Raw genomic sequence first — 11,396 nt, forward strand, 5'->3', positions numbered from 1 at the left:
GGCCGATCAGCGGGGCGAGCAGCGCGAGCGCGCCGAAGGCCGCGCCGAACGCGATCACGCCGATCATCGCGAAGGCGGGCAGGGTTTCCAGCACCGTCGAGGCGACGCCGGTGGATCTGCGCGCGCCGAGCGTGGCCAGGAAGGTGCGGCCGGCGGCGCGGGTGCGCGCGGTGAGCGTCCCGGCCAGCAGGAGGCAGACCACGGCGAGCGCCAGGTCGAAGATGATCGCCCCACGCGCGGTCCAGTGCGCGATCTGGCCGATCGGTCCGCTGTCCAGGCCCGCGGCGCGCTGCGCCCGAACGGTGACCGTGACGCCGGGCACGGCCTGCGCGCGGGCGACCGCCTCGGTGTGGCCGCCGCTCAGGTCGAACCAGGCGTCGGTGATCGGCGCCGGATCGAGATGCACCACGGCCTCGATCTGGTCGCGCGGCAGCACCAGGAACGTGCCCACTCCGCTGATCGCGGGGAACGAGCCGAGGTGGGCGACCGGGCTGATCGGCGTGCCGATGTTCTCCACGCCCACCGAGTCCTCGCCGTTCGACTGGATCAGGCCGCTGAGGTTGTCGGAGATCAGGGCGCTGACCGCGCCGCCGCCGGACTTCGCCGCGGCGAGGGCGTGCAGCGCGCTCTGCAGGCCGGCTGAGTCGAGCCTGGTGCCGGCGATGAGCTTGGCGTACTCGGCCGGATCGACGATCACCACGGTCAGCGGCAGCACGCCCTGCTTCGTGCTCAGCTGCTGCTGGGAGAAGATCGCGCCGGTCGCGGCGGCCCGCACGCCCGGGGCCGCGGCGATCCTGGCCTCGTCCGCGGCGTCGATCTGCGAGCCCTCGCTCGCGTTCACGCGCAGGTCCGCGCCGGTCTGCTGCCAGGCGGTGAGCTGCCGCACCGAGTCGAGCGAAGCGGTGAAGCAGGACGCGAAGACGGCCGAGGAGGTCGCCACGAGCAGCGCCACGGCCGCGCTGGCCGGCAGCGCGGGGCGCCGGGCCGCGTGCGCGGCGGCGAGGAAGAGGGCCGCAGTGCGGGTGCGGCCGGTGGCGATCCACGCGGCCGGGCGGGCCAGCAGTGCCACGAGCGCGCCGACGAGCAGCGCGCCGACGGTCGCGGCGAGCGTGGGCAGGCTGGCGCTGACCAGGTCGGGATCGGAGGCGTCGGACAGTTGCGTGCGCACGGCGGCCACGGCCGCGCCGAGCAGCAGCAGGAGCAGGCCGGCTCCGGTGCGGCGCAGCGCCCGCCGACGCCGCGAGACCGGGCCCTGACGGTGCGCGGGCATCATGGCGATCCCGGCGGCGGCGAGCGGCAGCACGACGACCGCTGCCACGCCCACGCCGATCACCAGGCGGTCGTTGCCGCCGTGCACCGCGAGGACTGCCGCGCACACGCCGATCGCGGCCGCGGGCACGGCGCAGGCCGCGGTCTGCAGCGCCGCGCGACCGGCCGCCGCGGCCGGCCCGAGACCGCGCGCCCGACGCAACGCCAGGTCCGATTCCTGCCGGGCGAACAGCACGCGCAGCGCGAGCTGGATGGTGGCGATGCCGACCACGGCGGCCGCGATCAGCACGAACAGCCCTAGGGCATGCGCGGCGGTGGCGTCGGATTCGAAGGCCGCGACGGTGTCCGGGATGCCGCTCACCACGGCGGCCGGCGCGAACACCGGGGTGCCCGCGACGCGGCCGGGCCGGTTGTCTCCGGCGACTGTCAGCGTGTTCGCCGCGGAAACCAGGGATCTGATGCGCGCGGCGAACGGCTGCGCGTCGCCGGCCGACAACCCGTCCGGCACGAGCGAGTAGCTCCAGGTCAGGTTGGCCGGCATCCAGGCGGTGGCGACGGCGATCGCGTCCGGGGCTACCAGCGCCCGCGCCTGCCACTGCAGCCAGGGCACCGGGCCGACCGCGGCCATCTTGTCCAGGCTCAGATGCTGCTCGGGATGCAGCAGCCGGTTCACCGGGTCGGCGGCGTCCGCCGACACCGGTCCGGCGGCGCGGAACAGGCCGCTGATGACCGCGTGGATCTGCGCGTTGTTCGGCGAGGTGAGCGTGAACTGCGTGCCCACCCCGATGCGCAGTGACGCGGCCGACTCCTCGGAGACGGCGATCGGCACGGCGTGCGCCGCATCGACGCCCGTACAGGTTCCGCCGCAGGACGGAGCCTTGCCCGCGGTGAAGCGCAGCGCGGAGGAGGAATCGGCGAGCAGCCGGGAATCGGTGACCAGCTCGAAGCCGGAGGGGAGCTGGTGCAGGGCCCGGCTCTTCTCCGGGTTCTCGCTCGGCAGCCACGTCGGCAGGTTGCTGATCGATTCGGGGATCGAGAAGGTCCAGCCCTCCTCGCGGTAGGCGCTGGCCGGAGCGGGCAGCAGTTTGCGTACTCCGGCGCTCGCCTGCACCAGATCAGAGCTCGTACCTTCGGTCATCGTCGAGGTCGCGGTGATGGCGGAGGTACCGCCGTGCTGGCGCAGATAGCTCTGGAAGGCGCTGGTGGTGTGCGCGTCCAGCTCGCGTTGGCCGCCGACCAGCCCGGTGCACACGACCAGGGTGATCAGCGCGATGGCGGCCAGCGGCCCGGCGTAGGCGCGCGCGGTCGCGAAAAGCTCGCGCACGGCGCCGAAGCGGCGGCCGCGACTGCTCGTCTGCCCGCTCATCCCGCGTCCCCCGCTCGCAGCAGCGCCGCCACGCGTAGCCGCGGCACGAGCAGCGCGGCCCACAGTCCGGCGGCCGCGATCACGGCGACGGTCGCCGCCGCGCTCCATCCCACCGCCGCCCAGTCCGGCCCGGAGAGGACGGACGGAATCGGCGCCTGCCCGTCGCGGGTCAGCACGGTCACCGGCACGATCAGCTGGGCCAGCAGCAGGCCTACCGCTCCCCCGGCGACCACGCCGACCGCCGCGACCAGGGACTGCTCGACGGCGAACGCGACGCCGATCCGGCCGGCGCCGACGCCGAGTGCGCGCACCGCCGCCAGCTGCGGCACCCGCTCGCGCAGCACCGCGGCGACATGCGCGCCGTAACCGAACAACGCGAACAGCACCGCGGCGAGTGCGGCGATGATCAGCGCGCCGATGGGACCGCTGCGTACCGGGTCGCCGGTTAGCTGCGCCGCCGTGCTGAAGCGGTCTTGGGTCTGCCCTGACAGCCCGCCCGCGATCAGCGCGGTGGAGACCTGCGTCGCCGCGCCGGGGCGTACCGCGATCCACAGCTCGCCGTCGCCGACCGCGGCGAGCGAGTGCGCGGCGGCGTACGCGGCGAGCGCGCTCTGGTCGACCAGGACGGCGTTGTCGCCGGGCTGGGTGCTGGGCAGCGCCGGAATCGAGCCGACCACCTTGAGCAGCAGGTCGCTGCCGTCGAGGCTCAGATCCACGGTCGAACCGACCTGGGCGCCGGCGGCCGCGAGGAACTGCGGCGTGACCAATCCCGGCACGGCGGCCGGAGCCGGTACGGCCAGGCCCGCGCTGTAGGAGCTGCGGCCGGGGTAGCCGACGGAGGGCGGGTCGGTGCCGGGATCGAAGGATCCGTGCAGCAGCGCGGCGCCGCTGCTCGCCGCGGTGGCCGAACCGGACTGGCGCACCAGGGAGAGGTCGTAGTTGGTGTTCGCGACGACGGCGACGTTGACGCTGGTGGTCGCGGTCCAGCTCTGGCCCGCGGAAAGCGTGGCCGGCCCGGAGTCGGTGTCGACGGCGAGCAGGTCGAAGTCGACTCTCTCAGTGCCCGCGCTCGGCGTCGGCAGTACCACGCCGATCCGGACCACCCGCAGCGGCCAGGCCACGCGTGAGCCGTCGCCGATGGCCGCGCTCAGGTCGATGTTCGCGGTCTGCGGTCCGGAGACGGCGGCCAGCGGAGCCGAGAGTGTGTCGGGCTCACCGTCCTTGCCGGCGAGGGTGACGTCCAGCGTCGCGCCCGAGATCGGCTGGCCGGAAGCGGTGGCCAGGCGTACCCCGAAGCGTGCCTGATGCGGTTTGCCCGGCAATCCGAGGCCGGGTTGGGGAACGGGATGGGCGCGCAGCGGTGCGACGGCTTGCGCGACGCCTCCCGGCGCGAGATCCGAGCGCAGGATCGCGACCTGCTGCCAGCGGTCCGGATCGGTGGCGAGGAGCGTCGCCTTGCCGCCGGTCCCCGAGCGGCCGATCGCCGTCGTGAGGCGATCGACCTGAGCGACCGTGCGCACTCCCGGCAGATCGGCCGCGGCGCCGCCGTTGCGCAGCGGTTGCACGTCGGCCGAGGTACCGCGCACATCCGCACCGACGAGGAAGTCCGCCTGGTCGCGGACCGAGCGGTCGGCGGCGATGCGGTTGGCCCCGCTGATCACGACGAGCGCGGTGGCGGCCGCGATCAGCACCACCGCCGCGGTGTGCGTGCGGATCATCCGCGCCGCGTGCCAGCTGCCGAAGGCGCCGGACCAGCCGCGGGCCCGGTTCGCGATCGCCTGCGCCACTCGGCCGACGACGGACACGAGCCGCACCGAGGCGAGCGCGAAGGCGAGGACCGCGAGCGTCGGGGCGCAGACGGTCAGCGGGTCGAGTGACCCGGTCGCGGCCTGCCGGGTCAGCGCGGTGCGCAGTTCCCAGACCCCGGCCGCGGCCAGCGCGAGCGCGGCCAGGTCGACGCCGGCCGCCGCGACGCTCACCGGGATCCGGCCGACGCGGGCCACCGAGTCGTCCCGCGCGGTGATGCTGCCGCTGAGGACCAGCACGAGGGTGAAGACGACCGCCGCGGCGCCGTCGGCCAGCCACACCGCGCCGCCGAGCACGGGTTTGAGCGAGTCGGCCGGCGGCAGCAGGCCGGCCAGGCGCACGGCGATGAAGGGCGCGATGACCATGGCGGGCACGGTCACCGCGAGCGCTTCGAGCGCGTCGTAGCCTGCCAGGTGCCAGACCGACGCGCCGCGCGAACGCATCAGGGCGGCCTGCGCGCGGCGGTCGCGGGCCAGCAGGCGCGCGGTGGCGGCGATGGCGCAGCAGGCGATCGCGATCGCCTCGACCGCCGGGATCGCGATGACCGGCCGGGAGACGGTCAGTGCGCGCGTGGTGCCGTCGAGCAGCGCCGCCGCGTCGCCGCTCGCCGTCACGCCGAGGCCGAGGCTCGGGTCGTTGGCCAGCGTGCCGGAGAGCTGGTGCAGCTGGCTGTCCGCGGCGTAGACGTTCCCGGCGCTGAGCTTGGACAGGTCCAGCGTGGTGATCGCGACGCCGCCGGCCGCCTGGACCCGCCCGGTGTCGAAGGCCTGCGGGTCGACGAGGAAGAACTCGACGCCGCCGCCGGCGCTCGCGGGGATCGCCCAGACCGGGTCGGTCGCGGATTTCGGGCGGTAGATCCCGACCACGACGCCGCGGTCCTCGTGCGTGCCGGGGTAGAAGGTGCCGGGGGCGAGCGGGAGCGGAACCTGGCTGCCGACGGCGAGGTGATAGCGCGCGGCGTCGGAGGCGGACACGGCCACCGGCACAGGTGTGCGGATCAGTCCGTACGGCTCGATCCGCACGGGCGGCGCCGGCCAGGATCCGCTGACGAGGGTGGCGGAGTCGCGCACCGCGGGCGAGGTCCACAGCAGCGTCATCACGTCGGAGTCGGACAGGGCCCGCGGATTGCCGAGTATCCCGGAGACTGTGGTGCTCGGCAGGGCGGTCAGCGTCGTCTTGACGTCGTTCTGCACCGAGGTGTCGAACAGCGTGAAGGAGGTGACTGCGCCAGCCTGCGTGATGATCCTGCGCTGCGAGATGGTGGCGTGCTGGCCGGTCGCGGCGACGGCGCGGGCGGTGGTGTCCGCGGCGAACGCGGCGACGGTGATCAAGGCGATGGTGGCGCCGAGCACCAGCAGGAAGGCCGCCACGACGACGCCAACCTGCACCCGGGCACGCCGGATCACCAGCCCGCGCATCGTCCCCGCCCGTTCGGCCACGCCGCTGTGATCCTCCCCGTCGATCCGGACAACGGCAACCTAGCGAGTCAGCGGCGCACTGCGCAGTGGCCGGTTACGAAGCCGTGATCTGATGATCCGTCAGATAGTAGCGGGTCTGCTTTCCTCACAGCTCGCGCGGCCAGCCCTCGTGCCCGAGCAGACCCTTGTGATCGTAGGGATGGAACTGCTTCGGCCCGGCGTGTTCATGCCCGAAGGTCTGGCCGTAGTACACCGCGGTGGCCGGGCTGGCCTTGCGGATGCGGTTGATCAGCCGGGCGAGCTGCTGGTTGCGCTCACCGCTGATGTGCGCGGTGCGGACCAGCCAGGAGGGGAAGGTGAGCAGGTCGCCGACGTCGTGCGCGGCCGCGGAGGCGATGCGCCGCACCCGCCCGGAGGGTTCGCGCAGCGGCCAGTGCGCGCCGAGCCTGGCGCTCGCGCCCTCCTCGGGGGCCAGCACGGTGAGCCGGTATTCGTCCCCCTCGGCGCTCACCAGGGTCAGCCGCCCGGCCCGCGCCCAGACCTGCGCCTGGGTCGGGGTGAGCAGGATGGATCCGACGCGGTCGCCGATCCACCGGTGGATGCCGACCGGACAGGCACACGAGCCGATCTCCAGCGCGACCACCTGGTTGAGCAGAATCGCTGGCGTGCCGAGCTCGGAAGCGAGGGGAGGTTCGCCGCCACTCTCGTCGCTGCGGATGTGCGTCGTGTGCCCGGGGTGCTCATGCACCGCGCTGCGACCGCTGAGCTTGGGGTGTACGGGGTCAGGTCCAGCCGGTTCTATCGAGGTCATCGCTCATTCCTCCTGCCGCAAAACCCCCGGCATTCCCCCGTTAGCGCCATCATCCGTCGCTTGCCGCAGATCCGCCACAGTGCGGGGCGCGGCGCGAGCCGAACGCGCGTCAGTCAGGTCCTTCGGCCCGTGAACCGACCCTGCAAAACGCTCGTTACGGTGGTCACTATGCCTAGTCACCCAGCCGCGCGCACGGCGCCGACGAACTGCTCCGTCTTCTCCGCCACGCTGCACGAGCCGCTGGCCGGCACGGCGCCGGTCGCCTCCGCCTGGCTGGCGATCGAGCAGCCGGGTCCGTGGGGCGCACGGGCCCTGACTCAGTCGCATCTCGATCTTGAGCTCGGTGCGGAACTCGGGCGGCGAGCCGAAGGCATCGGTCTACGCATCGCACTGATTCGGCGCGTAGGCCGCCATGCCTTGACCGATCCGGCCGCCCAACGCACGGCGCTGCTGTGTAACACGCGTCCAGGCGAGGCAACGGTGCGCGCAGTGAAGTTCGCCGATCCGCGCGCATTGCTCGATCTGGACCTGGGCGAGCTCGCCGCCGGGCGCCTTGGCGAGGGCGAGCTGCTGACCAACCCGGTCATGCTGGTGTGCACCAACGGCAAGCGGGACCAGTGCTGCGCGGAGCGCGGCCGCGCCCTCGCGCTCGACCTGGCCAAGCTGGCGGCCGGCCGAGACGGAGCGGAGTCAAGCGCGATCATCGACGTCTGGGAGTCGGACCACCTCGGCGGGCACCGGTTCGCGCCGACGGCCGTGGTTCTTCCGACCGGTTACGTCTATGGCCGGCTCGACGCCGACGCCGCGTTGACGGCGCTGGACGCGGCGCGCAGCGGACGCGTCATGGCCGAGAACGCGCGGGGCCGCAGCACGTGGTCGCGCACCGGCCAGGCCGCCGATCTCGCGCTGCGCACGGAACTCCAGCAGTTCGACGCCGACGCGGTGCGGGTCGTCGCCGAGGAGCGCATCGGGGAGAGCGACGTCTCGGTCGAGCTGACGGTCGACAATGACGCGCGCTACCGGGCTACGGTGCACGGCGCGCCGGCATCCGTGGCGCGCCCCGAGTCCTGCGGAAAGGCACTCGGAAATCCCATCGAGCTGCGGGTGACCGAGCTGGAGAAGCTGCCCTGAGTCGGCCGCGCTGAGTCCATCGCATGGGTCGGTCGATCGCCTGGTGGGTCATCGGCCGCGCTGAATCGATTACCTGCGCGGGCCGATCGCTTGCGCCAGCGCGGCGTGGTCAGCCCGGCCCGGTGCGGCGTGGTCTGCGCGGTCGGCGGCGCTGTGGCGTTACCACCGGCCGCCGACCACCTCCTCCGTCAGGCGTCGATGCGGGAGCGGTCGAGCAGCGCGGCGTTGTTCACGATGTACTCGCGGCGCGGGGCCACATCCGTGCCCATCAGCAGATCGAAGATCTTCTCCGCAGCCTCGGCGTCCGACAGCGAGATGCGGCGCAGGATCCGGCGGCGCGGGTCCATCGTGGTCTCAGCCAGCTGGTCGGCGTCCATCTCGCCGAGTCCCTTGTACCGCTGCACCGGCTCCTTGATCCGCTTGCCGCGCCGCTGCAGGTCCGCCAGCGTGCGCTTGAGCTCGGCGTCCGAGTACGTGTACAGATACTCGTTCTTCGCCCTGCCCTGCCCGATGACCTCGATCCGGTGCAGCGGCGGCACCGCCGCGTACACCCGCCCGGCCTCCACCAGCGGCCGCATGTAGCGGTAGAACAGCGTCAGCAGCAGGGTGCGGATGTGCGAGCCGTCCACGTCGGCGTCGGCCATCATGATGACCTTGCCGTAGCGGGCCGCGTCCAGGTCGAAGGAGCGGCCGGAACCGGCCCCGACCACCTGGATGATCGCGGCGCACTCGGCGTTCTTGAGCATGTCCGCGACCGAGGACTTCTGCACGTTGAGGATCTTGCCGCGGATCGGCAGCAGCGCCTGGAACTCGGAGGAGCGGGCCAGCTTCGCGGTGCCCAGGGCCGAGTCCCCCTCGACCACGAACAGCTCGGAGCGGTCCACATCGTCGGTGCGGCAGTCGGCCAGCTTTGCCGGCAGCGCGGAGGTCTCCAGGGCGTTCTTACGCCGCTGGGTCTCCTTGTGCATCCGGGCCGCGATGCGGGTCTTGGCCGCGGCGGCGATCTTCTCGAGCACCGCGCGGGCCTGCGGCTTGGTGTTGCGGTGGTTGCTGGTCAAGAAGGCGTGCAGCCGCTCGGAGACCACCGCGGCCACGATGCGCGCGGCCGCTGGGGTGCCGAGCACCTCCTTGGTCTGGCCCTCAAACTGCGGCTCGGCCAGGCGCACGGTGACCACCGCGGTCAGGCCTTCCAGGATGTCGTCCTTGACCACCGGGTCGTCGTTGACCTTCAGCAGCTTGACCGCGCGCAGCTGCTCGTTGACGGTCTTGACCATGGCGCGCTCGAAGCCGGTGACGTGGGTGCCGCCCTTGGGCGTGATGATGATGTTCACGAAGGACTTGATCATCGTGTCGTACTCGGTGCCCCAGCGCAGCGCCACGTCGACGTCCAGCGTGCGCTCCACGTCCCGCGAGGTCATGTGCCCGGCGTCGTCCAGCACCGGCACGGTCTCGGTGAAGGTGCCCGAGCCGGTCAGCCGCAGCGTGTCGCTGATCGGCCGGTCCTTGGCCAGGTACTCGCAGTACTCGGAGATGCCGCCGGCGTAGTGGAAGGTCTCCACCGCGGGGCCGTCCCCGTTAGAGCTGCGCTCGTCGCGCACCACGATCGTGAGGCCGGGCACCAGGAACGCGGTCTGCCGGGCCCGGTTGTGCAGCTCCTCCAGGGAGATCTGCGCGTCCTTGAGGAAGATCTGCCGGTCCGGCCAGAACCGGGTGCGGGTGCCGGTCACCCCGGCCTTCTTCGCCGAGCGGCGGCCCTTGCTCAGCCCGCTCTGCGCGGTGAACGCCGCGTTGGGGCCGTCGGCCGCGAAGACGCCCGGCACGCCGCGCCGGAAGGAGATGGAGTGGGTCGCCCCGTCCCGATCCACTTCCACGTCAAGCCGGGAGGAGAGCGCGTTCACCACGGAGGCGCCGACGCCGTGCAGACCGCCGGAGGCCGCGTAGGAGCCGCCGCCGAACTTGCCGCCCGCGTGCAGCTTGGTCATCACGACCTCGACGCCGGAAAGGCCGGTCTTCGGCTCGACGTCCACCGGGATGCCGCGGCCCTGGTCGTGCACCGCGATCGAGCCGTCGGCGTGCAGGATCACGTCGATGTGCGAGCCGTGCCCGCCGAGCGCCTCGTCGACCGAGTTGTCGATGATCTCCCAGACGCAGTGCATCAGGCCGCGGCTGTCGGTGGACCCGATGTACATGCCCGGGCGCTTGCGCACGGCCTCGAGTCCCTCGAGCACCAGCAGGTGGCGGGCCGTGTAGTCCGCACCCTTCAGCTCTCCGCGGGGAGTGCTCGCCTGGGCGGTGAGACTGGCGGTCACGGTGATTCAGCTCCTCGTCAACGGGGTTGCGCAGCCAGCGTAGCGGTTTGCTCGGACAGTCCCGGACGCGCGCCACGACCCGCAGGGTTCCGACCAAGCGTCGGTAAGAGCGGGACAGAGTCTCACGGTACGTGTTCGCCTCACCACGCATCGCCGATAATTCGGTACTTTTCGGGCATCCGGCCGTACGCCCTGAGCGAACTGTCTGAGATTTGCCGCAGAACGCTGGCGTAGGGCATAGCAGCGAATGGTTTGATGTTGATCCGGGTAGACGGCCTCTACCGAGCCGCCGACCGGACGCCCGGACCGGCGCACCGGGTCTGGAACCCCGCTCGGGGATCCGGACCACGGGCACTGTCGACGCAGAAAGAAGGGGCGACGTGACCGCTGTCCTGACACCAGACCTCCTCCCTGCCGAGGCGCTCAATGCGCTCGATCGCTGCGACCGCTGCGGCGCGCAGGCCTACCTCCGTGTCACCCTCGCCTCCGGAGGCGAGCTTCTGTTCTGCGCCCACCACGGAAAGAAGTACGAGGAAGGGCTGCGCTCCGTAGCCGCCGAGATCCACGACGAGAGCTCGAAGCTGTCGGAGAACGCCGCGCGCTGACCCTTCGGGAGTCCATCCCGCGAGTCGTAGACGGGCCGCATCTCAGTAAGGTGCGGCCCGTCGGCGTTCCCTAGCGCAGTGCCCTGCTTACCGTGCGTAGGCGCCGTTCATGCATCACATCATGCTGAGGCCCGGCTGACGATGAGTCAGCCAGGCCTCGAATGCACTGTTAGTCCAGACTCAAACCTGCTTCAGACACAGACCTAGTCCAGGTAGTCGCGCAGGACCTGCGAGCGCGACGGGTGCCGCAGCTTCGACATGGTCTTGGACTCGATCTGCCGGATCCGCTCGCGGGTGACTCCGTAGACCTTGCCGATCTCGTCTAAGGTCTTCGGCTGCCCGTCGGTCAGGCCGAAGCGCATCGAGACCACGCCTGCCTCGCGCTCGGAGAGCGTGTCGAGCACCGAGTGCAGCTGCTCCTGCAGCAGGGTGAAGGAGACCGCGTCGGCCGGCACGACCGCCTCGGAGTCCTCGATCAGGTCGCCGAACTCGCTGTCGCCGTCCTCGCCGAGCGGGGTGTGCAGCGAGATCGGCTCGCGGCCGTACTTCTGGACCTCGATGACCTTCTCCGGGGTCATGTCGAGCTCCTTGGCCAGCTCCTCCGGGGTGGGCTCGCGGCCCAGGTCCTGGAGCATCTGGCGCTGCACGCGGGCGAGCTTGTTGATGACCTCGACCATGTGC

Annotated in this window: 7 protein-coding genes; 2 read left to right on the forward strand and 5 right to left on the reverse strand. The window is 72.0% G+C overall.

Annotation, left to right across the window (positions count from 1 at the left end; translation table 11 throughout):
- From VFB40_RS14130 to VFB40_RS14140, 3 genes are all read right to left on the reverse strand, one after another.
- Positions 1-2,635, reverse strand: a 2,635-nt coding sequence (locus VFB40_RS14130; RefSeq protein WP_324850769.1) for a hypothetical protein, incomplete at its 3' end; no start/stop codon positions are given.
- Positions 2,632-5,880, reverse strand: a complete 3,249-nt coding sequence (locus tag VFB40_RS14135) for an FtsX-like permease family protein (RefSeq protein WP_324850771.1) — start codon at positions 5,878-5,880, stop codon at positions 2,632-2,634. The genes VFB40_RS14130 and VFB40_RS14135, both read right to left, overlap by 4 nt.
- A gap of 124 nt (positions 5,881-6,004) precedes the next feature.
- Complete coding sequence (locus VFB40_RS14140; protein ID WP_324850773.1) at positions 6,005-6,670, reverse strand: hypothetical protein; 666 nt, start codon at positions 6,668-6,670, stop codon at positions 6,005-6,007.
- Between the two features lie 168 nt (positions 6,671-6,838).
- On the opposite strand from VFB40_RS14140, the gene VFB40_RS14145 reads away from it, so the two are divergent.
- Positions 6,839-7,801, forward strand: a complete 963-nt coding sequence (locus VFB40_RS14145; protein ID WP_324850775.1) for a ferredoxin family protein — start codon at positions 6,839-6,841, stop codon at positions 7,799-7,801.
- A 188-nt stretch (positions 7,802-7,989) separates the two neighbouring features.
- Here VFB40_RS14145 and VFB40_RS14150 read toward each other — a convergent pair whose 3' ends face one another.
- Complete coding sequence (locus VFB40_RS14150; RefSeq protein WP_527249196.1) at positions 7,990-10,116, reverse strand: DNA gyrase/topoisomerase IV subunit B; 2,127 nt, start codon at positions 10,114-10,116, stop codon at positions 7,990-7,992.
- Positions 10,117-10,502: 386 nt separating this feature from the next.
- On the opposite strand from VFB40_RS14150, the gene VFB40_RS14155 reads away from it, so the two are divergent.
- A complete protein-coding gene (locus VFB40_RS14155) occupies positions 10,503-10,715 on the forward strand; it encodes a DUF7455 domain-containing protein (protein ID WP_349261474.1) in 213 nt (70 codons plus the stop codon).
- Between the two features lie 203 nt (positions 10,716-10,918).
- Here VFB40_RS14155 and VFB40_RS14160 read toward each other — a convergent pair.
- On the reverse strand, positions 10,919-11,396 hold a 478-nt coding region (locus VFB40_RS14160; RefSeq protein WP_324850781.1), incomplete at its 5' end, for a sigma-70 family RNA polymerase sigma factor.

The sequence above is a fragment of the Actinocrinis sp. genome, from assembly GCF_035650855.1.
Lineage (GTDB): Bacteria > Actinomycetota > Actinomycetes > Streptomycetales > Catenulisporaceae > Actinocrinis.